The sequence below is a fragment of the Micromonospora sp. WMMA1947 genome, assembly GCF_027497355.1.
Taxonomy (GTDB): Bacteria; Actinomycetota; Actinomycetes; order Mycobacteriales; family Micromonosporaceae; genus Micromonospora.
The window spans coordinates 5,578,364-5,601,738 of sequence record NZ_CP114909.1 but is presented as its reverse complement, the minus strand read 5'-3'; the positions used below and the strand labels follow the sequence as shown (position 1 = coordinate 5,601,738).

Sequence of the window (23,375 nt, the reverse complement as noted above, 5' to 3'; positions counted from 1 at the left end):
CGGGGCGGTCATCGGCTCACGTCGAGACGGTCTGCGCGGCCAGGTGCTCCAGCACGGCGCGGACGTCCCCGCCGGTCGCGGCCATGATCCGTCGTTGCCGGGTGGCGCCGGTGCCGTCCCGGCGCACCCGCTCCAGCTCACGCCCGACCAGATCCAGGTCGCCGTGGCGGGTCAGTGCGGGCGTGACGGTGACGACGAGGTCGTCGACGAGGTCCCAGGCGGGCCGGGGCCGCCCGGTGCGCAGGTCGACGAGCTTGCCGTCCACGCCGTCGTGCGCGGCCCGCCAGTGCGCGGCGGCGACCAGGCAGTCCCGGATACGGGGAGCCGGCACGCCCGCGCGGACGTCGTCGATCAGCGTCGCGACGAGCGCCCGGACCAGCCCGGCGACCAGCACGGTGTCGTCGACGGTGGGGCAGACGTCGCCGACGCGGACCTCCACAGTGGGGTACGACGCGGACGGGCGGGCGTACCAGTAGACCATCGCGGCGTCGAGCATGATCCCGGCGGTGATCAGGTCCGCCACCGTGGCGTCGTAGTCGGCGGCGGAGTCGAAGTGCGGCGTCGGTCCGATGCTCGGCCACCGTTCCAGCTGCATCGAGCGCCAGCTCGCGTGGCCGGTGTCCCGCCCGTCGTGCAGCGGCGAGTTCGCGGTGAGCGCCTGCACCACCGGCAGCCACGGGCGCAGGTGGTTGCAGACCTGCACGGCGAGTTCCCGGTCGGGCACGCCGACGTGCACGTGGCAGCCGCAGACCGCCGGGTCGTGGGCGACCGGGCCGAACCGGCGTGACATGTCGTGGTAGCGCTGCTCGTCGGGCACCGTACGGTGGGCCTCGCAGACCGGCGTGGCGCCGACCGCGACCAGTCGCGCCCCGGCCGCGTCGGCCGCCCGGGCGGCTGCCCGGCGCAGCGTGACCAGGTGTTCCCGCAGGTCCGCGAGATCGGGGCTGACCGGCGTGACCATCTCCACCATGCTGTGCCGGAACTCCTGCCGGCTCTGCTCGCGGGCGGTGCCGGAGAGCGCGCGGCGCACCCGGTCGGCGACCGGCATGCTCTCGCCGGTGTCCGGGTCCAGCAGCAGGAACTCCTCTTCCACCCCGAGGGTCAGGACGGTGGGGATCTGCGGGGTGGTGGTGGCGGTGGTGGTGGGCCGCGGCCTCACCGACGGCTCCACCGGCACGGAACGGTCGGCGTGTCGTCGTGAGGCGGAGTCATGTCTCGACGGTACGAGGACAGGGCCCGGCCCGAGGCCGTTTCCGCCGACCACCGCCCCCGCGGGTGGCGGGGGCGGTGGCGCTACGGGTCAGCAGTCGAAGTAGAGCGCGAACTCGTGCGGGGTGGGCCGCAGCCGGACCGGGTCGACCTCGTTGGTGTTCTTCCAGTCGATCCAGGTGGAGATCAGGTCGTCGGTGAAGACCCCGCCGTCGAGCAGGTAGTCGTGGTCGGTCGCCAGCGCCGCCAGCGCCTCGGACAGCGAACCGGGCACCTGCTTGACGTCGCCCCACTCCTCCGGCGGGAGGTCGTAGAGGTCCTTGTCGATCGGGGCCGGCGGCTCGATCTTGTTCTTGATGCCGTCGAGGCCGGCCATGAGCATGGCGGAGAAGGCCAGGTACGGGTTGCTGGACGGGTCGGGGACGCGGAACTCGACGCGCTTGGCCTTGGGGTTGCTGCCGGTGACCGGGATGCGGGTGCAGGCGGAGCGGTTGCGCTGCGAGTAGACGAGGTTGACCGGTGCCTCGAAGCCGGGGACGAGACGACGGTAGGAGTTGATGGTCGGGTTGGTGAAGGCGAGCAGCGAGGGTGCGTGGTGCAGAAGGCCGCCGATGTACCAGCGGGCGGTGTCGGACAGGCCGGCGTAGCCGGTCTCGTCGTAGAACAGCGGTTCGCCGCCACGCCAGAGGCTCTGGTGGGTGTGCATGCCGGAGCCGTTGTCACCGAACACCGGCTTCGGCATGAACGTGGCGGTCTTGCCGTGCGCCCACGCCTCGTTCTTGATCAGGTACTTGAACAGCTGAAGCTCGTCGGCCGAGTGCAGCAGCGTCGAGAACTTGTAGTTGATCTCCGACTGGCCGCCGGTGCCCACCTCGTGGTGCGACCGCTCCACTGTGAAACCGGCGTCCACCATCCGGCGGACCATGCTGTCGCGCAGGTCGGCGTAGTGGTCCACCGGCGGCACCGGGAAGTAGCCGCCCTTATACGCGGTCTTGTAACCGCGGTTGCCGCCCTCCTCGACCCGCCCGGTGTTCCAGGCGCCCTCGATCGAGTCGATGTAGTAGAACGACTGGTGCGCGGAGGTCTCGTGGCGGATGGAGTCGAAGATGTAGAACTCCGCCTCCGCCCCGAAGTACGCGGTGTCGGCGATCCCGCTCGCCGCCAGATACGCCTCGGCCTTCTTCGCGACATTGCGGGGGTCGCGGGAGTACGCCTCGCGGGTGAACGGGTCGTGGACGAAGAAGTTCAACGCGAGGGTCTTCTGCGCGCGGAACGGGTCGATGAAGGCGGTCGACACGTCTGGCAGCAACAGCATGTCCGACTCGTGAATCGACTGGAAGCCGCGGATCGAGGATCCGTCGAAGGCGAGACCGTCGGTGAAGACGCTGTCGTCGAACGACTCGACCGGCAGGTTGAAGTGCTGCATCACGCCGGGCAGGTCACAGAAACGTACGTCGACGAACTTCACGTCCTCGTCGGTGAGGTATCGCAGGAGTTCCTCGGAATTGGCGAACACACGTCCTCCTGGCAGGCGTCGTTGATCCTGGCCACGTCCCGTGGCCGGACCGCCCGGGGACATGGCCCGTACCGCCACCGTACGACGACACGCCGTGCCCGGCTCGCCAACCGCCCATCCGGGTTTCCTTCGCCACAGCCCGGGTAGTCGCCGTACCCGGCGGACCGCCCGGGAGACGACGCGGCGGGAGGTTGGCATGGTGGGTGCTCCGCGACTGACCGGTGGACGCTGAGATGTGCGGGATCAGCGGTGAGGCCAGATTCGACGGGGCCGCCCCCGACGCCGCCGCGGTGACCCGGATGACCGCGGCCATGCGCTCCCGCGGCCCGGACGGCGAGGGCACGTGGAGCGACGGCTGGATCACCCTCGGGCACCGCCGGCTCACCGTGATCGACCTGTCCGAGGCCGGCGCCCAGCCGATGGTCCGCGACGACCTCGGCCTGGCCCTGGTGTTCAACGGCTGCGTCTACAACTACCCGGAACTGCGTGACGAGCTGCGCGCGGCCGGGCACACGTTCCACAGCACCAGCGACACCGAGGTGATCCTGGTGGCGTACGCGCAGTGGGGGGAGCGGTTCGTCGACCACCTGGTCGGCATGTTCGCCGTGGCGCTGGTGGACCGCCGGTGCCGCCGCCTCGTGCTGGCCCGCGACCGGCTCGGCATCAAGCCGCTCTACCTCGCCGAGTCGCCCGGCCGGCTCCGGTTCGCCTCCACGCTGCCGGCGCTGCTGGCCGGCGGCGACGTGGACACCGGCATCGACCCGGTCGCGCTGCACCACTACCTGTCCTGGCACTCCATCGTCCCGGCGCCGCGCACGATCCTGCGCGGCATCCGCAAGCTGCCCCCGGCCACGGTGCGGGTGGTCGAGGCCGACGGGCGCAGCCGCGAGCGCGTCTACTGGCGGCCCGAGTACCGGCGCGACCCGGCCCACGACGGCATGGACGCCGCCGACTGGCGGGCCGCCGTCGGGGACGCGCTGCGCACCGCCGTACGCCGCCGGCTGGTCGCGGACGTGCCGGTCGGCGTGCTGCTCTCCGGTGGCCTCGACTCCAGCATGATCGTGGCGTTGCTGGACCGCGCCGGACAGCACCACCTCCAGACGTTCAGCATCGGTTTCGACAGCCGCGGCGACGAGACCGGCGACGAGTTCCACTACTCCGACCTGGTGGCCCGCACGTTCGGCACCGACCACCACCGCATCCGGCTCGCCGACGGCGACCTCGGTCCCGCCGTACGCGCCACCGTCGCGGCCATGACCGAACCGATGGGCAGCCACGACGTGGTGGCCTTCCACCTGCTCTCCGAGCAGGTCGCCAAGCACGTGAAGGTGGCGCAGTCCGGCCAGGGCGCCGACGAGGTGTTCGCCGGGTACGGCTACCACCACCAGCTGGCCGACGCGGCCCGCGAGAACGCGGCGGCCGGGTTCACCGCCGCGTTCTTCGACCGCGACCACGCCGAGCTGAACCGGGTGGTCGACCCCGCGTACGCCTGCGAGCACGACGCCAGCGGCGAGCTGGTCGCCGCGGACCTGGCCGCGCCCGGCGCGCAGACCGCCGTGGACGCGGTGCTGCGCCTGGACACCCACCTGATGCTGCCCGACGACCCGGTCAAGCGGGTGGACAGCATGAGCATGGCGTGGGGGCTGGAGGTACGGACGCCGTTCCTCGACCAGGACCTGGTCACGCTCGCCGCGGCGTGCCCGCCGGAGCACAAGCTGGCCCAGGGCGGCAAGGGTGTGCTCAAGGAGGTGGCCCGCGAGGTGCTGCCGGCCGAGGTCATCGACCGGCCCAAGGGCTACTTCCCGGTGCCGGCGCTGCGCAACGTCGACGGTCCCGTGCGAGAGTTGGTGGTCGAGGCGCTGGGTGCGCCCGAGGCGCGCCGGCGCGGGCTGTTCCGCCGGGCGTACGTCGACGAGCTGCTGGCCGAGCCGGACCGGGCCCAGGCCGCCGCCGGCAGCAACAAGCTGTGGCAACTGGGCCTGCTGGAGCTGTGGTTGCAGACGCACGGCGTGAGCTGAGCGGGGCGGGAGGAGCACGATGAAGTTCGTCATCGAGAGCGAGGCCGACGGCACTGTGGGATTCACCGTCGTCGGCGGCGACGGTCAGGTGCTCGCCACCGGGACGCCCTGCCCGGACAAGGGCTCGGCGCTCGCCGTGGTCGGGGAGCTGATGCACGGGCTGGGCGACGCGTGCCTCGAGGACCGGACCGAGGCCGGCGCCGGTCCGGTGGCCGGCACCCGGACCGAGATCGGCGACGACATGTCGGACATCGGCCGCTCCGGCATCCCGCCGGTCTGACCGTCAACAGGTCCCGGCGTCGACGAGGCTCCGCCGGTCTGAGCGCGACACGTCCCGCCCGGCCGGCGAGCCGGGCGGGACGGTGCGCTCACTGCTCGTCGTCGAGCACGTCCGTGTGGCCGTCCCGGGTGACAGTGGGCGGCAGGTGCTCGTCCGGCTGGGGCGCCTCGGCGAGCGTGTGGTGCGGGTCGCCGTCGGGCGAGAACAGCACCCGATCGGTCTTGCGGGTCTTCTCCTGCTCCTCCTCCGGCTCCGTCACCGCGTTCTCCCTCCGCTCACCGGCGCCCCGGGCAGGCCGCCCCTCGTCCCACGCTAAGCGCCGGACGAGCGCCGGGAGCCGGTTTCCCGCGACGGCCCGCGGTCACCCACCGGGGCGGTACGGCCGCTAGGGGCGGCCCACCTCGGGCTCGCCGTCACGGACGGTAGCGCCAGCCTTTTCCTCGGCATGACCCACCCCGCGCCCTTTGCTCTGCCGCCATCGACGCATCAGTGACTCACCGCCACTGCCGCGTATGCGGCTGCAGAGCAAAGGGCGCGGAGGTGCATGGGCGCCGCGGGCGACCCGTCGCGCATCTACGCTGCTCAGGGGCGGTCCGGTGAGAAATCGGTCATCCGACCGGGCCCGCGCCTCGTTACCCTGTGCGACTCCGCGCGAGATCGGTGCCGCCGTAACCGACAGTCACGATCCGGGCCGGGGCACCCGCCACCACCGTGGACGGCCGGCGGATCAGGTGGCCCGCCAGTCGCGGACCAGATCGGCCACCGTGGCCTGCCGCGACGCCGGGCCGGGCCGGGTGGCACGGTCGACGACCGCGCGCTCAAGAGCACTGCCCCGCCAGCCGGCCGGCCCGTCGAGGAGGTGGTGCAGCGTCCGGCCCAGCGCATGGACTGTCGTGCGCTCGTCGATCGTCGCGCCCCGGGTCAGCTCCTCCGGCGACAGGTAACGACGGGAGCCGGGCAGCCGGTCGGAGTCCAGCACGAACGGCCCCGGGCGGTACTCGTCCAGGTCGATCAGCCGCATCCGGCGGGCGTCGAAATCGTAGAGGAAGCAGCCGTCGTACAGGTCGACGGCGACGTACCCGGCCGCGCTCACGGCCAGGTGGGCGTCGAGGATCGTGTCCAGCGCCGCACGGACCTCGGCGACCGGCAGCCGCTGGAAGCGGGCCAGGCCTCTCCGGTCACTGCCGCCGCCGGTGGTGGCGTGGTTGAGCACGACGCCGTCGCACCACGGGTACACCAGCGTCGGGCCGTCGGTGCCGTCGCGCACCATCTCGGGCCGGACCACGGCAGGGTGCCGGACGGCGGCGTGCAGGCCCAGCGCGCGGGTCAGCGACTCACGCGCGGCAGGTGTCCGTGCCCGCTTGACGAACCAGCGTCGGCCCGCCGACTCCACGCCGTAGGAGACGCACCCGGAGTCCTGATCGCCGAAGACCACGAACGCGCCGGCCGGGTCGAGGTTCCACACCCGTCGAGGCTACGACGGGGCCGGGCGCACCAGGCCCCCGTGACTAGTCCACCACCTCGATCACGTCGGCCGGCGCGCGGCGCGGCGCGGGCGGCAGATCCCCGTCCGGGCCCCAGCCCACGCGCACCACCAGGTACGGATCGCCGATGCCCGCCAGCAGGTCGCGCATCATCCGGCGTGGCCAGGCCACCTCCACGGCGTCGCTGAGCGGCGCGCTGGCCAAGCCCTCGGCGGTGGCGGTGAGCAGCAGCGCCGACAGTGCCTCGCCGCCGCGCAGCCAGGCCGCCGGCTCGTCGGAGTCACCGAACAGGATCAGGTACGCCGCGCCCCGGTCGAAGTCCGTGCCCGCGCTGAGCCCGGCCGCCTCGCCGGGGGCGTAGTCGCGCAGCGGCACCCGCCGAGGGGACGGTCGCACGGCGGTGGTGGCTGGCACCCCGTCGCCGCTGCCTGCCGGCCGGTGGGTCCAGTGGTGCAGCTCCTCCCGGTACGCGGGGTCGGCCAGCTCCGCGTCCGCCGCGCGCCCGGTGGAGACGGCGAGCATCGGCATCTGGTCCGGCCGGACCACGTGCAGGTGCGCGCCCTCGGCCTCGACGGCGTCCCCGAGCCGGGACAGCACCGCCTCCGGCACCGGCCGGTCCCCGTACGCCCGGCGGTCGGTGCGGCGGCGCGGGATGGCGTCGACCAGGCGACCCGCCGGCACGTCCAGGTCGGCGGGGCCGGTGGTACGCACCCGGGCCAGCAGCGACGGCTCGGGCAGCCGCTCGACGGTGACCGCCCACCCGGCCGCCGCCAAGGACACGCGCGCGTGGTGCAGGGCGGCGCCGCAGCTCAGCATGAGCAACCGGCCGTCCGGGTCGGTGTGGGCGAGTTGCCGGTCCGGCTCGACGCGCAGCTCCAGCACGTCGCCGCTGATCCGCCAGCGCCAGGGCTGGGTGTTGAACACCGACGGGGCGTGCAGGGACTGCCGGGCGGCCGCCTCCAGCACCCGTACCCTCGGGTCCTGGTCGGTGCGGGTCGATGAGCTGTTCATGGCGGCCCTCCTGGTTGCTCGTCCCCTTCCGACCCTGCCCGCCGCCGTCGCGGGCGGACAGGGCCGGAGGTCCCGGCCGCAGAGGGCCGTGCGCCCCGGCGCGGCGTCAGGTGTCGTCCGGCTCCGGGGGTACGGCGAGAGCGATGGTGAGGTCGAGGACCGTGGCCGGGTCGTGCAGCCGGTCGCCGAACAGCTCCCGCAGCTTGCCCATCCGGTAGCGGACGGTCTGCGGGTGCACGAACAGGTCGGCTGCCACGTCGTCGCGGCGTCCCTGGTGCAGCAGCCACGACCGCAGCGTCTCGGCCAGCCGGTGCGCGGTGGCCGGGGGCAGCGGTGCCAGCGGCGCGAGCGCCTGCGCGCGCAGGTCGGCCAGGGCCTCCGGGTCCATGCTGAGCAGCAGCGTGGCCAGGTGGCGTTCGGTGTCGACAGGCCCGGCGTCCGGCTCGCCGAGTCCCAGCGCGAGCGCCCGGGTGGCCCGCTGGTACGACGCGGCGACCCGGTGCCAGGGCCGGGCCGGGCCGAGCACCGCCCGGTGCCCGTGCAGCAGCCGGGTGAGCTGGCGGCGCCGGCCGCCGTGCATGTCCGGCACCAGCAGGACGGCCAGATCCTCGACCGAATTCACGCCGGGCAGGTCCTCCCCGCTCTCCAGCGTGTACGGGCTGAGCAGCGCCAGCACCGCGCGCAGGTGCCGGCGGGGCAGCAGCACCACTGTCAGCGTCTGCGGCGGCGGCCAGTCGGCGCGCTCCGCGCTGCGCCGCAGCGACTCCTCCGGCTCGCCGGCCAGCAACTGCTGGGTGAGCCGTTCCAGGCTGCGGCGGCGCATCCGGCCGGCGCTCGCCAGCTCGTCGGCGTGCCCGGCCACGCTCGCCGCGGACAGCTCGTCGATGTAGGCGAACATCAGCTCGGCGAACTCGGCCACCGTCTCGGCGGCCAGCCCGCTCCGTACCGTCGTGGTGGACACCTCGCGCCAGGCCACCCGGGCGCCCACCCGGTACGCGGCCAGCAGCGCGTCCATGCTGCGCCCCGAGCGGGCCTCGCCGCTGCCCAGCGCGTACGCGGCCTCCAGCGCCGGGGCCAGGGGAGTGCTCGGGTCGAACGCCTGGGTACCCTCGATGAGCTGGAGGAACGTTCCCAGCGCGATGCGTACCGCGTTTTCGATCTTCGCTCGCATGGCGCCGGTGAGCGCGCCGGAGTAGTCCGGTACCTCGGCGGTGATCGCGGAGACCGTCCGCTCGGCCACCATCGGCAGCCGGGCGCGCAGCGTCTCCGCCACCCCGGCGTCGAGGTTGAGGTGCGCGGCGCGCTGCCCCGTACCGGCCTCCGACGTCATCGTTGTTCCCTCCGAACAAAAAACCGGGACTGTTTCACCTTTGACGGTCAAGATGTTATGCGATCGGGCGGTCACGCTGGTCATATGACCACAACTGCCTCCCGCCGCCCTCAGAAGGTCACCTTCCGGGACAGGCTGCTGCGGCTGGCCGGAGCGGTCACCACACCGGTGCTGCCCGACGACTATCTCGACCTGATCGCGCCCCTGCGCGCCGGCGCCCCGCTGCGCGGGCGGATCGTCGCCGTCCACCCGGTGACCCGCGACGCCGCCACGCTGGTGATCCAGCCCGGCCGCGCCTGGCAGGGCCACACCCCCGGGCAGTACATCCGCCTCGGCGTGGACGTCGACGGGGTGCGCCAGTGGCGCGCGTACTCGCTCACCTCGCCGCCGGACGCCACCGACGGCCGGATCTCCGTCACGGTGAAGGCGATCCCCGACGGCAAGGTCAGCAACCATCTCGTACGCCGGATCCGGCCCGGCACCATCGTGCACCTCGACCAGGCCCAGGGCGAGTTCGTGCTGCCCGCCGCGACGCCCGAGCGCGTCCTGTTCCTCACCGCCGGCAGCGGCATCACCCCGGTCATGGGGATGCTGCGCTCCGGGCTTGCCGACCGGGCCGACGTGGTGCTCGTGCACTCGGCGCCCACTCGCGACGACGTCATCTTCGGCGCGGAACTGCGCGCGCTCGCCGACCGCGGCGCGCTGCGGCTGATCGAGCGGCACACCGACACCGACGGCCTGCTCGACGTCACCGAACTCGCCGCCCTGGTGCCCGACCACCTCGACCGCGAGGCGTGGGCCTGCGGACCGATCGGCATGCTCGACGCGGTTGAGGGGTACTGGTCCTCGAACGGCCTCGTCGAGCGGTTGCACACCGAGCGGTTCCGCCCGACGGTGATCACGCCGGGCGAGGGAGGCACGGTGACCTTCACCGGGGCGGGGGTGACCGTCGAGTCCGACGGCGCCACCACCCTGCTCGACGCGGGGGAGAACGCCGGAGTGCTGATGCCTTCCGGGTGCCGGATGGGCATCTGCTTCGGCTGCGTCGTACCGCTGCGCCAGGGCGCCGTCCGCGACCTGCGCAACGGCGACGTCACCACGGCCGTACCGGGGGACGGCGTGCTCGTCCAGACGTGCGTGTCGGCCGCCGCCGGTACCTGCGACATCGATCTCTGAACAGGAGCCACCCAACGTGACCGTCATCCAGAAGAAGGCCGTCAACCCGATCGCCCACCTGAGCGCCGAGGACATCGAGATCATCGGCAAGGAACTGGACGCGATCCGGGACCGGGTCCTCGCCGACCGGGGGGAGCGGGACGCCCGCTACATCCGCAAGGTGGTCAAGACCCAGCGGACACTGGAGATGAGCAGTCGGGCGGTGCTGCTGTTCTCGCTGTTCCCGCCGGCCTGGGTCGTCGGCACGGCCGGGCTCACGGTCGCCAAGATCCTGGAGAACATGGAGATCGGGCACAACGTCCTGCACGGCCAGTGGGACTGGATGCGCGACCCGAAGATCCACTCCACCACCTGGGAGTGGGACCACGTCTCCCCGGCCGACCAGTGGAAGCAGTCGCACAACGAGCTGCACCACCGCTACACCAACGTCGTCGGCAAGGACAACGACCTCGGGTACGGCATCATGCGCGTCGACGAGGACCAGCCGTGGCACCCCATGCACCTGGGTCAGCCGCTGTGGAACCTGCTCAACGCCGCGTTCTTCGAGTACGGCATCGCCGCGTACGACATGGAGCTGGGCGACCACCTCAAGCAGCGCAAGCTCAAGGACCCGAAGTTCCGGGCCAAGGCCAAGGCCGTCGGCCGCAAGATCCGCCGCCAGGTGCTCAAGGACTACGTGGTGCACCCGCTGCTGTCCGGCCCGTCGTTCCTGTCCACGCTCGCCGCCACGTTCACCGCGAACCTCCTGCGCAACGTGTGGAGCCACTCGGTGATCATGTGCGGGCACTTCCCGAACGGCGTCGAGACGTTCGAGAAGACCTCCATCGAGGGCGAGACCCGCGGCGAGTGGTACCTGCGCCAGATGCTCGGCTCGGCCAACATCAGCGGCAGCCGCCTCATGCACATCATGACCGGCAACCTGTCGTTCCAGATCGAGCACCACCTCTTCCCAGACCTGCCCAGCAACCGCTACCAGGAGATCGCCCCGCAGGTGCGGGCGCTGTTCGACAGGTACGGCCTGCACTACACCACCGGCCCGCTGCCCAAGCAGGTCGCCTCCGCCTGGTGGAAGGTCATCCGCCTGTCGCTGCCCAACCGCAAGGACAGCCGGCAGCCGATCGCCCCCGCCGCGCTGGCCTCCTCCGGTACGGCCTGACCCGCCCGTCCGGTGCACGGCCGGTGAACGTTCACCGGCCGGCACCTGACCACCTGCTGCACAATCGGCGTCACCGCAGCTCAGAGCCGGTTTCGCGGCCGTCGTGACAGTCGCGCCTCCCCGTACACTCGCGCCCGTCGGGGCGTACGGGTGAAGGGGTGTTCGACGATGCGGCTTCGCCGGCGCGTGGTCATGCTCGTCGACAACGCGGTCGACGGTGACTCGCGGGTGCAGAAGGCGGCCCGCTCGGCCGCCGACGCCGGCTGGGACGTCACACTGATCGGCTGCGCCCACGTCGACGCCGAACGCCGCCGGCGGCTCGGCGACGCCGAGGTACGCGTCCTGCCGCTCGCGGCTCCTCGCGCCACTGGACCGACCGTCTCCGGGCTGCGCGGCGTGTCCGGGCTGCGGGCGCAGCTGGTGGCCCGGGGCGGGCTGCCGTTGCGCGCGGCGCGGCTGGCCCGCCGGCCCGTCGAGCACGCCCAGGTCCGCTACTGGCGGGCCCGGCTGCGCGACGGGGCATGGCGGCGGCTGGAGCCCGGCCTCTGGGACTACGAACGGGTCGCCGGACCCGTCGTCGACGACCTGCGCCCCGACCTGATCCACGCGCACGACTTCCGGATGCTCGGCGTGGCCGCCCGCGCCGTGGACCGCGCCCGCGCCGCCGGACGCGACGTCAAGCTGGTCTGGGACGCGCACGAGTGGCTTCCCGGCGCGCGGCCCCGTCGCGACAACGTCCGCTGGCTGCCCGCCCACCTCGGCTACGTCCGCGAGTACGCCGGTCACGCCGACGCGGTCGTCACCGTCTCCGACACGCTCGCCGACCTGCTGGTACGCGACCACGCCCTGCCCGAACGCCCGACCGTGATCCTGAACGCCCCGGTCACCGCCGCCCCCGACTCGGTCGCTTTCGAGCCGGTCGCTCCCGAGCCGGTCGCTCCCGAGCCGGTCGCTCCCGAGCCGGTCGCTCCCGAGCCGGTCGCTCCCGAGCCGGTCGCTCCCGAGCCGGTCGCCTCCGAGCCGCCCGCCCTCGAGTCGGCCGCCTTCGAGTCCGCCGACCTGGCCGCTCCTGACCTGCGGCAGCGGTGCGGTCTGCGCCCGGACACGCCGCTGCTCGTCTACAGCGGGGCGATGGCGGTCCAGCGCGGCGTGGGCACCGTGGTCGAGGCGCTGCCGCTGCTGCCCGGCGTACACCTGGCGCTTGTCGTCGCCGACCCGGCCGCCGCCTACGTCCGCCAGGTCGTCGCCCGCGCGGCCCGACACGGGGTGGGCGACCGGGTGCACGTGCTGCCGTACGTGCCGCACCGCCAGCTCGTCGCGTTCCTCGCCACCGCCGACATCGGGGTGATCCCGCTGCACCACTGGCCCAATCACGAGATCGCGCTGATCACGAAGTTCTTCGAGTACGCGCACGCGCGGCTGCCGATCGTGGTCAGCGACGTCCGCACCATGGCCGAGACGGTCCGCGCCACCGGCCAGGGCGAGGTGTTCCGCGCCCGCGACGCCACCGACCTGGCCCGCGCCGTCCGGACGGTGCTGGCGGATCCGGCGCGCTACCGCGCCGCGTACGAGGGCCCGGACTCGCCACTGCCCGGATGGACGTGGGAGTCGCAGGCCGAACACCTGGACGCCCTCTACCGCCGCCTGCTCACCCCCACCCGCTGACGCCCACCACCCACCTCCTGCCACCCACAACCCGCCACCCGCCACCCACCACCCGCCACCCGCCCGGGTGGAACACCATGGGTGTCTCCGGCCCGTTTTGACACCCATGTCGTTCCACCCGCACCTCGGGGGCCGCATGAACAACTCCACCTCGGCGAAGTGGCGGTATCCGGAGGGCGTCGACCCCGCCATATCGGGGGAGTGGTGTTGATCTTGAGCGAGCGCGAGCGAGGGCGAGGGCGGGCGCGGGCGAAGGCACGGGGGCGCGCGGAAAAGGGGTGGGCGGGACGGGGCGGGCCGGGCTAGCGTCGAAGTATGCAGAGCAGGCGCACCTTCACCGCCGCAGCCGCGCGAGCTTCCCGCTCGCCGGTTGCCGCCGCCTGACCTGCCCCACACCCACGCCGGCGACCGGAAACGGTCCGCCGGCGTCGTTGTGTCGACGCCAACGCGCGCGGCGGACCGTCCGGTCACCCGTACCCGGAAGGCACCCGCCATGACACCCGACGACATCACCCGGACGTTCCTCGACCACTACCACCGGCACGGCCATCAGGACGCGCCGGAGAGTTCGCTCGTTCCGCCGCCCGGTGACCCGGTGCTGTTCACCACGTCCGGCATGCACCCGCTCACGCCGTACCTGCTGGGGCGCCCGCACCCGGGCGGACGGCGACTGGCGAACGTGCAGCGGTGCCTGCGCACCACGGACCTGGACGAGGTCGGCGACGACACCCACCTGACCGTGTTCCAGATGCTCGGCTCGTGGTCGCTCGGCGACTACGACATCACGACCAGCCTGCGCTGGGGCTTCGACCTGCTCACCGACGGCTTCGGCATCCAGCCGGGGAGGCTGCACGCCACGGTCTTCGGCGGCGGCAACGGTGAAGGGCCGGACGACACCGCGCGGGACACCTGGACCGGGCTCGGCGTGCCGGTGGAGGCGCTGGGCGAGGACAACTGGTGGTCGAACGGCCCGACCGGCCCGTGCGGACCGGACTCGGAGATCTTCGTGTGGACCGGCGACGGCCCGCCCACCGGCACACCCAGCACCGACGCACGGTGGGTGGAGGTGTGGAACCACGTGCAGATGCGCTACCACCGGCACCCCGACGGGCGGCTTACGCCGCTGCCACTGTCCAGCATCGACACCGGCATGGGCCTGGAACGGCTGGAGATGGTGCTGCGCGGCGACCGGTCCGTGTTCACCGTCGACGGGCTGCGCCGGTGGGTGGAGGCGGTCCGCGACCGGTGGGACCTGCGCGGGCAGGACCTGCGCGTGGTCTCCGACCACCTGCGGTCCGCGGTGGTCGTGCTCGGTGACGGGGTACGCCCCGGCAACACCGGCCGCGGGTACGTGCTGCGGCGGCTGCTGCGCCGCGCGCTGACTGTGTTGTGGCGCGACGACCCGGCGCGCACCCTGGACGACCTGCCACCCGAGCTGTGCGCGGACACGTTGCGCCGCTTCCGCCAGCCGGTCGACGTCGGCTCGCTTCAGGCGACGCTGGTGGACGAGGAACGCCGCTTCCGCGGGCTGCTGCGACGCGGACGGCCGCTCGTCGACCGGGTACGGGCGCGCGGCCCGCTGACCGAACGCGACTACCACTGGCTGCACGACACCCACGGCTTGCCCCGCGACCTGGTCGACGGCCTGCTCGCCGAGGCGAGCTGAACAGCGGCCCGGCGGGGGGCGGCCAGGTCAGCGGCGACGGCGCAGCGGTGGCCGCCCGGCCGGGCCGGTGCCAGACTCGGAGGCGGACGCCACGCGAGGGAAGCGGACGCCGCCGTGAGGAGAGGGCCGCCGATGACCGAGGTACGGCCGGACGAGGAGACGGTGCCGCTGCTCGGCGCCGAGGTGCGTATCGCTGACGCGGCCGGGTTGCTCGCCGCCGCCGTCGACGGGCCGGTGGAGCTGCTCGTCGACGGCGACTTCCCGGCCCCGGTGCGGGAGGTCCGCTGCACCGTGCGCGCCGACACCGCAGCCGGGCCGCCGGTGCACCGCTTCGAGGCGTACCTGCGGGTGGAGAGCACGCCGGCGGGCCTGATCGCCCTCGGGCTGGCCGGGCCGGTCGGCGTGCTGCTCGCCGAGCGGCTGGCCGCGCGTGGCGGCGACGGCCCGGCGGCCGCGGTGGGCCGGATGGCCGCGGAGGCCGGGCGGCGGATCTGGCCGCGACCGGTCGCCACGCTCGCCGCGCCGCCCGGCGACGAGGCCGGTCGGGGGGTGCTGCGCGTGGCCCGGGAAGCCGGGCTGCGGCCCCGCGTCGACCAGGACAACGGCACGGTACGCATCCACGCCGACGTGCCCAGCGCCGACGTGGGTCCGGCGCACCTGACGGCGATGGTCGGCCTGCTGCTCCAGGCCGTACGCGAGCTGTCCGGCGACAGCGACGAGCCGACGGTGCTGCGCGGACGGACGTACGTCGTGGGGCGGCGACCGGTGACGGCGGCGGCGGGGCCGCGCAGCGCGACGGTGACCCTCGACCAGGTCGGCGGCCTGCCCGACGTGGTCGCGCAGTTCCGCGAGGTGGCGGTGTCGTTCCGGCATCCGGCGGCGATGGCCCGCTGGGGCGCGCGCCGGCCGCAGGGCATCCTGATGTACGGGCCGCCCGGCACCGGCAAGACCATGCTGGCCCGGGCCCTGGCCAACGAGGTCGGCGCGGACTTCGTGGAGATCCGGACCCCGGAGATCCTGGACAAGTACCTCGGCGGCTCGGAACGCAACATCAAGCGCATCTTCCGGGAGGCACGCCGCTACCGGCGGCCCACAGTCATGCTGTTCGACGAGTTCGACTCGATCATCAGCTACGCCGGTGCGGGCGGCGACGCGGCGAGCCAGGCCGTCAACGCCGTCGCGGGCATCTTCAAGCAGGAGATGAACACGCTGTTCGAGGAGAACCCCGACGTCATCGTGGTCGCCACCACCAACTTCCCGCACCGCGTCGACGCGTCGCTGATCCGCTCCGGCCGCTTCGACCTGAAGATCGCCATTCCGGCGCCGGACGAGGCCGGACGCGCGGAGATCCTCACCAAGATGGTCCGCGAGCTGATCGACAAGCACGAGCGGCCGGGATTTCGGATGTTCGCCGACGACCTCGACCCGGCCGCGCTCGCCGCCGACACAGCAGGGCTGACCGGCGCGGACCTTCGCGAGGCGCTGCGCCGGGTGCAACTCGCCAAGGCACTCCGGGAAGCGGCGGAGGGTGCGCCACCGGCTCCGATCGGTCAGGATGACCTGCGGGAGGCCGTCGCCGGGTTGCGCCGCGGCTGACCGGAAGGAGTCCACATTGTCCTCGTCCGATCTGCTGCTGTCCCGCCGCGACCTCGCGTTCCTGCTGCACGACTGGCTGGACGTGAGCCGGCTGACCGAGCGGCCCCGCTACGCCGAGCACACCCGCGAGACCGTCGACGAGGTGCTGGACCTCGCCGCCCGGGTCGCCGCCGAGCGCTTCGCCCCGCACAACCGGGCCGCCGACACCGGCGAACCCACGTTCGACGGGCAGCGCGTACGGACCATCCCGCAGGTGAAGGCCGCCCTGGTGGCGTTCGCCGAGACCGGGCTGCTCGCCGCCACCATGGACGAGTCGGTCGGCGGCTTGCAGCTGCCGCACACGGTGGCCGCCGCCGCGTTCGCCTGGTTCCAGGCCGCCAACGTCGGCACGTCGGCGTACCCGATGCTCACCCTCGGCAACGCCAACCTGCTGCTCGCCCACGGCAGCGCCGAGCAGATCGACACCTGGGTACGCCCCATGGTCGAAGGACGGTTCTTCGGCACCATGTGCCTGTCCGAACCGCAGGCCGGCAGTTCCCTGACCGACCTCACCACGCGGGCCGAGCCGCAGGACGACGGCACGTACCGGATCGTCGGCACCAAGATGTGGATCTCCGGCGGCGACCACGAACTGGCCGAGAACATCGTCCACCTGGTGCTCGCCCGCATCCCCGGCGCGCCGCCCGGCGTGAAGGGCCTGTCGCTGTTCATCGTGCCGAAGACGCTGCTCGACGACGACGGCAACCTCGGGCCGCGCAACGACGTGGTGCTGGTCGGCCTCAACCACAAGCTCGGCTACCGGGGCACCACCAACACGCTGCTGAACTTCGGCGAGGGCGTGCACCGGCCGTACGGGCGGGCCGGGGCGGTCGGCTACCTGGTGGGACAACCGCACCAGGGCCTCGCCGTGATGTTCCACATGATGAACGAGGCGCGCATCGGCATCGGGGCCGGCGCCACCGCGCTCGGCTACACCGCGTACCTGAAGTCCGTCGCGTACGCCCGGCAGCGCCCCCAGGGCCGCCCGGTCGCCGACAAGGACCCGACCACGCCACAGGTGCCGATCGTGGCCCACCCCGACGTACGCCGGATGCTGCTGGCCCAGAAGAGCTACGTGGAGGGCGCGCTCGCGCTGGTGCTCTACTGCGGACGGCTGCTCGACGAGCAGAAGACCGCGCCCGCCGAGGCCGACCGCGAACGGGCGCAACTGCTGCTGGACCTGCTCACCCCGATCACCAAGAGCTGGCCGGCGCAGTGGTGCCTGGCCGCCAACGACCTGGCCATCCAGGTCCACGGCGGGTACGGCTACACCCGCGACTACGACGTCGAGCAGCACTGGCGGGACAACCGGCTCAACGCCATCCACGAGGGCACCCACGGCATCCAGGCCCTCGACCTGCTCGGCCGCAAGGTCACCATGCGCGACGGCGCCGCGCTGGAACTGCTGCTGGAGACGATCCGCGGCACCGTGACCCGGGCGTGGAAGGCCGAGGGGTTCGCCTCCGAGCTGGCCGGTCAGCTCGCCGCCGCGGTCGACCGGATCGCCGTGGTGACGCGGCGGTTGTGGGCACCGGGCGACCCGGAGCTGGCGCTGGCGAACGCGTCGGTGTACCTGGAGGCGGTCGGACACGTGGTGATCGCGTGGATGTGGCTGGAGCAGGTGCTCGCGGTGGAGGCGCTGGGGTCGCCGGACGGAGCCGAGGGGGAGTTCCTGGCGGGGAAGAGGCAGGCGGCGCGGTACTTCTACAGGTGGGAGTTGCCGAAGGTGGGGGCGCAGTTCGACCTGCTGGAAGGACTGGACCGGACGACGTTGGACATGCGCGAGAGTTGGTTCTGAGCCGGGGAGCCATAAACTCTCTCAAACCGTCGGGCTGGGCGTTGACTGCAGTGCGGGTCGATGCGGGCGCAGTGCAGCAGCGGCCGGTAGGCGGCATGACGCTCTCTCCGGAAGGGACTAGCGGCATTCGGCGACGAACCTTCTGCACCCGCTGCCCAAAGAGGAAACGTCGCCGGTTGACACGGTCTGGTTATGAAATTCGCATGACTTCTCGCCAAATTGCTTGAGGAGCGACCTCATTGTCTCTGTTATCTACTGCGGAGTAAAAAAGTCGGAATGTTGGCTCGAACAACTGTTCGTCATTCTGCCAAGATCCGGTGAGTGTGCCGTCGCCTAGCCAGCCTTCGATTAGTCGCTGAAAAATGTGCCGATTGTACGTCCGAACTGCCGTCTCGCATACCGCAGATATCTCTTGGAGTCCCGCAACGGTCATGGCAAATTGTTGAGGCGTTGTCGGTGGCGTAACGCCGAGTGCGAGCATATTTCTCGCGCTTAAAACTCCTGCTGCATGGGCGACTGCGTGCCGAAAGTGACATGCTTTTGAGAACTCTCGTAGTGCCTCATCGAGGTCAGATCCCTGCTTGACTTCGATGCCGAGCATGGTCCTAGTCCTCTTCTTGATCTCACCTGCATCGGCGAGGCTGCTGCCCTCAAGGGCGGTGAGTGCAAGGAAGTCGTCGACGTAGCGACGCGCGGCGAAAAGAGTTACCTGGCTAGAGTCGCTCACGCTCCGGGCGCGGGGGCATATACACGCTGCTCGCGAGAGCACTGATCGAATGTAGCTTTCCACATTACCGATAACGCGGACTACTAGCATCGAAGCGGCCCGCGGATCATTTTGGATTAAGTCGGGCGTGGCGGCCGTAATGACAACTCTAAGGTCGTTCAAGAATTCGTCTATTGGGGACGTCGTTGGCGAATTCCATGCTTGGATCAGTGACTCTAGCCGCAGGTTAGCAGGGGTCCCTGCGTGTGAGACTCTGATCCATGAGGGGTCAGACATATACGAACTCCTCGGCGGCGCGGCGGATCCGCTCAGCCCAAACCGGACCAATATACGGTACCGACCTAAGTTGTACGGCCTCATCGTCCAAGAGGATATCCTGCACGGTGCGTAGGTTTGTTCCGCTGAGGATGCTATCGATCTTGTTTGGTGTGATAGGCAGGGCGTCGATCGCTGCGCCGAGTAGCTCCTTATAGATAGATGCTTCAGTGAGCCGGCTTCCGCACTTCATGCAATATCTTGCTTCCGCAGAGAGACGTGGCTCACTGCAAACGGCGCAAGGTGGCAGGTCAAGCGTGCACCGTTCACGAAAGTCGGATCCCAGAAGCTGTGCGCCCTTGGTTCGCGGGTAGAGTTGCGCATTCTTGCTGGTGAGAGCCTTTAGGGCGGCTGCCGTGGACGGGTTTCGGCCGAGAGCGAGACCATTCTCGGAGAGAAGGAGGGCGTGGTGAACCCAGTAGCGCTCGAAAGATCCTTGTTCTCCTCGGCTAACGCTGCCCATCCGCCGTATGATTCCCGCATATTCGAGAAGCGCGAGAATGCGCTTGAGTTCCTCCTCGACGGGCTCGCCAATTGCGACGATAGTTGCGCGGACTGGTTCACCCACCCGGCTGCGGTTGAACCGTTGGAGCGAGGCAATCATGGACGATTGAAGCTGCATCCCTAGCTCGACGAAGTTCTTGAACCTCGGTAGCTTCACCGCAAGTGCCTTGAATACGTCCCTTGTGTTCGATGCATATTCTGCTATCGCGGCGTCGGCGCGGTGCCGGGTAATTCGCGGTGACGCCGCTTCCTCCACTCCTAGGAGGTTGGACAGCATTAGGATGAAACCGCGCGGCAATCCGAAGCTTGCCAGTGCCAATAGATCCAGTAGTTCTTCGCGCCCTTCAAGCCGCTTTCTCATTGGGTCTGGTAGGCGCCGTTCGGCAATTCCGCGCATTACGGGCAGGTACTCTTCGTCGTCCGGCCGCATCCAAGCTTCGACCATTTCGGCATCATGGCCGATGTGGAACGTGGGTGTATAAGTGGTTACCCCGGGATAAACAGCGGCCTTAGGGGCAACGTAGCGGCTGCGGAGATCTCGGTAGATGCCGAAGAACTCTCTTTGTTGGTCTGAAGAAAACGCGTGTGCTGCGTCATCTAGGAGGAGTACGACGCGTCGGCGGCCGACCGAGGATGCCCACTCCTCAAGCGAATCGACCAACTCCGATGGAGAAAGCGTGAAGTCTAGCGAATCTGGTGATTGGCCAGCCTCAAGGGTCCTTACTTGCCGCGTCGCTGACTCCCGGACGCGATCAAAAGATGTTCCTTTGAGCGTATCCCTTGCAAAGCGTGGAAGGCCTACGATGATCTTCGCAAGGACCCAGTGCCGAAATAGGGCGAGTGCGTTCGCCTTTTGGTGGAATAACGGCTCAAGGGCAAGTGACTTCCCGTAGTTGACATAGATGGGCAGTACATGCCCCTCTTCGAGCATTTTAAAATATGCCAGCCGAAGGTAGGTCGACTTTCCCGAGCCGCGCGGTCCGGTAAGCAGCTTTGGACCCGGTCCCATAAGTCGAGATAAGATTTCGGAATCTCGCGGAGTTCGTTGAGTCCAAGCTCTGAGGTCCTCCTCGGAGAGGTACTCAGCCCGTTCCTCGAAGACGCTGGCCAGACCGTCCTCGGGCATCACTGCTCCCATCCATCACGAATAGTTGTACCAGGTTACACGTCCGGCATGCCCCGCTGGCGACTTGGCTTCGGTCCGCTCCTTCTGTTGCTATCGCATCGTAAGTTGTGTGGGCCCCAGCGCCATCGCCAGGAACGGTCGAACTAGCGCCGGATTCAGCGGGGTGTCCTGGGCTTGGTGCAGGCTGTGAGCAGCATGCCCATGAGCGCCGTGCGGAACGAGTATTCGGCGGTCGACTCGGTGTTTCACGCGAACCACCATCCGGTGCAGGCTGCGCGCTTGAGCACGCTCGTCCCGAAGATGAAGCTCGGCTGCACGAGGAGCGTTGACCATCGGAAGTGCCCTCTCATCAGGCAAGCTTGTCGACATCGCATCCCCATTGCTGACTCGTCAGTCGATGGGGAGACGGTAGACGAGGTCGTATCGGCCGCCTGGTAGCACGATGTCGGCCGTCTCCACCGGCGCGCCGCTCGCCGTGTAGGTCCGCTCGATGGTGTGCACGAACGTGCGGGCCGGCAGGTTGAGCGCCTCGACCTCGTCGGCCGTCGCTGAGCGAAGGCTGACGCGCTCCACGACCTCGTCGACCCGTACGCCGATGGCGTCCATGCGTGCGACGACGCCCTTGATCTCTCCGTCCTCAGGCCACTCGATCGGAGTGCCCTTGGTGACGGCAAGCGGCTCGTACGACATGGAGAGCTGTATCGGTTCGCCGTCGGCGAGGAAACGGTAGGACGTTCGCATCACCGGCGCTTCCGGCTCGATGCCGAGCCGCGCGGCAATCCGCTCATCGGCCCGTTCGTGGCGGCTGTCGTGCTCCCAGGTGCCCTGCTGCCCGGCGCCGGCTGCGTCGCGCGCGAACGGGGAGGTCGGGCCGTCGCCGGAGCGAACGTCGCGGCTTCGGGCGTGACGGACCAGTCGGGTGGTGTCCCGGACGTATACACCGGATCCGGCGCGGCCCTCCACGATGCCCTCGCCCTTCAGTACGGCGATGGCCCACTTGGCGACGGTCCGGCTCACGTCGTACTGGCGCATCAGGCCGGACTCGGACGGCAACTTCGCTCCAGCGGGGAGTTCTCCGGACAGGATCGCGGCACGTAGGTCGGCGGCGATCGTCAGGTAGGCAGGCGTGTTCGGCATGTCGGCGGTACCTCCGGTCAGCCCGCCCAGTCGACCACAGACAACCTGGTGTGCCAAGTTCGCGCGCCTCCCTTGCCGACGGCAAACCTAGTGCACTAGGTTCTGTGGCTGGCGACCCGTTACCGTTCGGCTCCGGTCAGCAACCACGCCTTGCGGTAACGGGGAGCCCCGACACGTCATGGCAGGCTGACGATGGAGACGCGATGGCAGCGAGCATCACTGAACTGCTCAAACGGTTGCGGCGTCGGACGGAGTCGCGGGAGCGCGAAGCTGGGCAGGCCATCCAGGAACGTGAGCAGGCGGAGGCGCAGCGACGGCTGCTTGATCAGGCGGCTCGGTTGCGAGACGCGCACTGTCATGACGAGCCGCTCGCGAGCAACGGTCCTAAGGAGCCGGCATGACCGCCGAGGGAGAAGCGGCGATCCTGGCGGTGCACGTACGGGGTCTGGACGGGATGTGCGTGGGTTGCCGGCTGTGGTGGGCGCGGCTGACTCCGTACCCCTGCTGGCAGGTCGCGTGGGCGACCAGCCGGCAGGCGCGCGCGAGCGTCGCCCGCTTCCTGGGGGTGCGCGGGTGAGCACCCACGGGCCGGTGCTGCCGGTCTGGACGCAACGAGCGTCCGAGGGTACGCATCCGGCGGGTCGTGTGACGGGTGCGAGACTGGGCCGGTGACTCACCCGCTCGCGCGCCGCGTCTACGACACCTGCCACCTCACCGGCCGGTTCCATCTCCGATCCGGGCAGGTCAGCGACGAGTACTTCGACAAGTACCTGTTCGAGGGGAAGCCGGCGCTGCTGCGCGAGGTCGCCGAGGCGATGGTGGCTCTGCTGCCGGAGTGCGACGTGCTGGCGGGGACGGAGATGGGCGGCATTCCGCTCGCCACGGTGATGTCACAGCTGACCGGGCTGCCCACGGTCTTCGTGCGCAAGCAGGCCAAGGAGTACGGGACCGCGAAACTGGCCGAGGGCGGCCGCGTGAGCGGTCTGCGGGTCGTGGTGGTCGAGGACGTTGTGACCACCGGAGGCGCGCTCCTGGCCTCGTGCGGACAACTACGGTCCGTCGGTGCCCAGATCGAGACGGTGGTCTGCGCCATCGACCGCGAGCAGGGCGGGCGGGAGAACCTGGCGGCCGAGGGGCTGCACCTCCGCGCCGCCCTCACCCGTCGTGATCTGGAAGCCTCACTGACGGCGTGAAGCTAGGGCTGCTCCGGGCCGCTGCTGGCGTTGTACGAGTTCTTGGCGGCGACCACTGCGGCCTGGATGTGCTCGGGGTCGACGCCGTGGACGTTGAGCGGTGGGTGCAGGCGCCGGACGAGTTCGGCTTCGATGACCGTCGGCTCGGGGTCTTCCGCCCAGGTCAGGCGCAGGTGCTCGTGCATCCACGCGGTGAGCCGTGTCTCGTCTGCGGGGACCAGGACGACGCGGTCGGTCCAGGTCGTGCGGTAGCCCTCGGAGACGAGGAGGCCGGCCAGCGTGCGGCGCAGCGTCGAGCTGCCCGACCGTCGCAGATGGTTGCGCAGGATCCGGCCCCGCAGGCTGGTGGCCCGGCCCAGATAGAGCATCCGCCATGACGGATCGGTGTCGTTCGGCGGTCCAGGGAGGTCGGGGAGGACCGAAGGAGCA

The 23,375-nt window shown here is 70.6% G+C and carries 20 protein-coding genes; 10 read left to right on the top strand and 10 right to left on the bottom strand.

Features of this window, described 5'->3' with window-relative positions; genetic code table 11:
• Positions 1-16: 16 nt before the first annotated feature.
• Together O7604_RS26445 and glnA are read right to left on the bottom strand one after the other, a co-directional pair.
• Positions 17-1,159 carry a glutamate--cysteine ligase gene (locus O7604_RS26445; RefSeq protein ID WP_269706706.1) on the bottom strand — a complete coding sequence of 381 codons (1,143 nt, stop codon included), beginning with the start codon at positions 1,157-1,159 and terminating at the stop codon, positions 17-19.
• Between the two features lie 141 nt (positions 1,160-1,300).
• Complete coding sequence (gene glnA / locus O7604_RS26440) at positions 1,301-2,725, bottom strand: type I glutamate--ammonia ligase (protein ID WP_281578132.1); 1,425 nt, start codon at positions 2,723-2,725, stop codon at positions 1,301-1,303.
• A gap of 233 nt (positions 2,726-2,958) precedes the next feature.
• Between glnA and O7604_RS26435 the strand changes: the two genes are divergently transcribed.
• Together O7604_RS26435 and O7604_RS26430 are read left to right on the top strand one after the other, a co-directional pair.
• A complete protein-coding gene (locus O7604_RS26435; RefSeq protein WP_281580007.1) occupies positions 2,959-4,743 on the top strand; it encodes an N-acetylglutaminylglutamine amidotransferase in 1,785 nt (594 codons plus the stop codon).
• 19 nt (positions 4,744-4,762) lie between these two features.
• A complete protein-coding gene (locus O7604_RS26430; protein ID WP_269706704.1) occupies positions 4,763-5,023 on the top strand; it encodes a hypothetical protein in 261 nt (86 codons plus the stop codon).
• Positions 5,024-5,111: 88 nt separating this feature from the next.
• On the opposite strand, the gene O7604_RS26425 is transcribed toward O7604_RS26430, so the two are convergent.
• The 4 genes from O7604_RS26425 to O7604_RS26410 form a co-directional block, all read right to left on the bottom strand.
• On the bottom strand, positions 5,112-5,282 hold the full coding sequence (locus O7604_RS26425; protein WP_013285860.1) for a hypothetical protein: 171 nt from the start codon (positions 5,280-5,282) through the stop codon (positions 5,112-5,114).
• Between the two features lie 468 nt (positions 5,283-5,750).
• Positions 5,751-6,488, bottom strand: a complete 738-nt coding sequence (locus O7604_RS26420; protein WP_281578131.1) for a serine/threonine protein kinase — start codon at positions 6,486-6,488, stop codon at positions 5,751-5,753.
• Between the two features lie 43 nt (positions 6,489-6,531).
• Positions 6,532-7,518 carry a nitroreductase gene (locus O7604_RS26415; RefSeq protein WP_269706702.1) on the bottom strand — a complete coding sequence of 329 codons (987 nt, stop codon included), beginning with the start codon at positions 7,516-7,518 and terminating at the stop codon, positions 6,532-6,534.
• Positions 7,519-7,624: 106 nt separating this feature from the next.
• A complete protein-coding gene (locus tag O7604_RS26410) occupies positions 7,625-8,848 on the bottom strand; it encodes a helix-turn-helix domain-containing protein (RefSeq protein WP_269706701.1) in 1,224 nt (407 codons plus the stop codon).
• An 84-nt stretch (positions 8,849-8,932) separates the two neighbouring features.
• Between O7604_RS26410 and O7604_RS26405 the strand changes: the two genes are divergently transcribed.
• The 6 genes from O7604_RS26405 to O7604_RS26380 all read left to right on the top strand — a co-directional run bounded on the left by O7604_RS26405 (position 8,933) and on the right by O7604_RS26380 (position 17,944).
• Positions 8,933-10,024, top strand: a complete 1,092-nt coding sequence (locus tag O7604_RS26405; RefSeq protein ID WP_281578130.1) for a ferredoxin reductase — start codon at positions 8,933-8,935, stop codon at positions 10,022-10,024.
• Between the two features lie 16 nt (positions 10,025-10,040).
• Positions 10,041-11,180 carry an acyl-CoA desaturase gene (locus O7604_RS26400; RefSeq protein WP_281578129.1) on the top strand — a complete coding sequence of 380 codons (1,140 nt, stop codon included), beginning with the start codon at positions 10,041-10,043 and terminating at the stop codon, positions 11,178-11,180.
• Between the two features lie 192 nt (positions 11,181-11,372).
• Positions 11,373-12,845 carry a glycosyltransferase gene (locus O7604_RS26395; protein ID WP_281580006.1) on the top strand — a complete coding sequence of 491 codons (1,473 nt, stop codon included), beginning with the start codon at positions 11,373-11,375 and terminating at the stop codon, positions 12,843-12,845.
• A gap of 493 nt (positions 12,846-13,338) precedes the next feature.
• Positions 13,339-14,511: an alanine--tRNA ligase-related protein gene (locus O7604_RS26390; RefSeq protein WP_281578128.1), complete on the top strand. Its 1,173-nt coding sequence runs from the start codon at positions 13,339-13,341 to the stop codon at positions 14,509-14,511.
• A 132-nt stretch (positions 14,512-14,643) separates the two neighbouring features.
• A complete protein-coding gene (locus tag O7604_RS26385; protein ID WP_281578127.1) occupies positions 14,644-16,107 on the top strand; it encodes an ATP-binding protein in 1,464 nt (487 codons plus the stop codon).
• Positions 16,108-16,123: 16 nt separating this feature from the next.
• Positions 16,124-17,944: an acyl-CoA dehydrogenase gene (locus tag O7604_RS26380; RefSeq protein WP_281578126.1), complete on the top strand. Its 1,821-nt coding sequence runs from the start codon at positions 16,124-16,126 to the stop codon at positions 17,942-17,944.
• Positions 17,945-18,939: 995 nt separating this feature from the next.
• On the opposite strand, the gene O7604_RS26375 is transcribed toward O7604_RS26380, so the two are convergent.
• The 3 genes from O7604_RS26375 to O7604_RS26365 form a co-directional block, all read right to left on the bottom strand.
• Complete coding sequence (locus O7604_RS26375; RefSeq protein ID WP_281578125.1) at positions 18,940-20,616, bottom strand: hypothetical protein; 1,677 nt, start codon at positions 20,614-20,616, stop codon at positions 18,940-18,942.
• Between the two features lie 390 nt (positions 20,617-21,006).
• Positions 21,007-21,753: a GntR family transcriptional regulator gene (locus O7604_RS26370; RefSeq protein WP_281578124.1), complete on the bottom strand. Its 747-nt coding sequence runs from the start codon at positions 21,751-21,753 to the stop codon at positions 21,007-21,009.
• Between the two features lie 176 nt (positions 21,754-21,929).
• Positions 21,930-22,112 (bottom strand): hypothetical protein, encoded by a 183-nt coding sequence (locus O7604_RS26365; protein ID WP_281578123.1) that lies wholly within the window; start codon positions 22,110-22,112, stop codon positions 21,930-21,932.
• A 38-nt stretch (positions 22,113-22,150) separates the two neighbouring features.
• Here O7604_RS26365 and O7604_RS26360 point away from each other — a divergent pair, with 38 nt between their 5' ends.
• Both O7604_RS26360 and pyrE read left to right on the top strand, forming a co-directional pair.
• A complete protein-coding gene (locus O7604_RS26360) occupies positions 22,151-22,330 on the top strand; it encodes a hypothetical protein (RefSeq protein WP_091050637.1) in 180 nt (59 codons plus the stop codon).
• A 91-nt stretch (positions 22,331-22,421) separates the two neighbouring features.
• The gene (pyrE, locus tag O7604_RS26355; protein WP_281578122.1) at positions 22,422-22,946 is read left to right on the top strand and encodes an orotate phosphoribosyltransferase; all 525 of its coding nucleotides are present in this window, start codon (positions 22,422-22,424) and stop codon (positions 22,944-22,946) included.
• A gap of 2 nt (positions 22,947-22,948) precedes the next feature.
• Here the strand turns inward: pyrE and O7604_RS26350 are convergent, their stop codons facing one another.
• Entirely contained in the window at positions 22,949-23,314 is a 366-nt protein-coding gene (locus O7604_RS26350) for a GIY-YIG nuclease family protein (RefSeq protein ID WP_281578121.1), read from the bottom strand.
• Positions 23,315-23,375 lie beyond the last annotated feature (61 nt).

What these genes read in the sequence shown, in the direction of transcription:
- O7604_RS26435 (WP_281580007.1), top strand. Translation starts at nt 2,959, where the DNA reads ATGTGCGGGATCAGCGGTGAGGCCAGATTCGACGGGGCCGCCCCCGAC.
- O7604_RS26430 (WP_269706704.1), top strand. Translation starts at nt 4,763, where the DNA reads ATGAAGTTCGTCATCGAGAGCGAGGCCGACGGCACTGTGGGATTCACC.
- O7604_RS26415 (WP_269706702.1), bottom strand. Translation starts at nt 7,518, where the DNA reads ATGAACAGCTCATCGACCCGCACCGACCAGGACCCGAGGGTACGGGTG.
- O7604_RS26410 (WP_269706701.1), bottom strand. Translation starts at nt 8,848, where the DNA reads ATGACGTCGGAGGCCGGTACGGGGCAGCGCGCCGCGCACCTCAACCTC.
- O7604_RS26405 (WP_281578130.1), top strand. Translation starts at nt 8,933, where the DNA reads ATGACCACAACTGCCTCCCGCCGCCCTCAGAAGGTCACCTTCCGGGAC.
- O7604_RS26395 (WP_281580006.1), top strand. Translation starts at nt 11,373, where the DNA reads ATGCTCGTCGACAACGCGGTCGACGGTGACTCGCGGGTGCAGAAGGCG.
- O7604_RS26390 (WP_281578128.1), top strand. Translation starts at nt 13,339, where the DNA reads ATGACACCCGACGACATCACCCGGACGTTCCTCGACCACTACCACCGG.
- O7604_RS26385 (WP_281578127.1), top strand. Translation starts at nt 14,644, where the DNA reads ATGACCGAGGTACGGCCGGACGAGGAGACGGTGCCGCTGCTCGGCGCC.
- O7604_RS26375 (WP_281578125.1), bottom strand. Translation starts at nt 20,616, where the DNA reads ATGCCCGAGGACGGTCTGGCCAGCGTCTTCGAGGAACGGGCTGAGTAC.
- O7604_RS26370 (WP_281578124.1), bottom strand. Translation starts at nt 21,753, where the DNA reads ATGCCGAACACGCCTGCCTACCTGACGATCGCCGCCGACCTACGTGCC.
- O7604_RS26365 (WP_281578123.1), bottom strand. Translation starts at nt 22,112, where the DNA reads ATGACAGTGCGCGTCTCGCAACCGAGCCGCCTGATCAAGCAGCCGTCG.
- O7604_RS26360 (WP_091050637.1), top strand. Translation starts at nt 22,151, where the DNA reads ATGACCGCCGAGGGAGAAGCGGCGATCCTGGCGGTGCACGTACGGGGT.
- O7604_RS26350 (WP_281578121.1), bottom strand. Translation starts at nt 23,314, where the DNA reads ATGCTCTATCTGGGCCGGGCCACCAGCCTGCGGGGCCGGATCCTGCGC.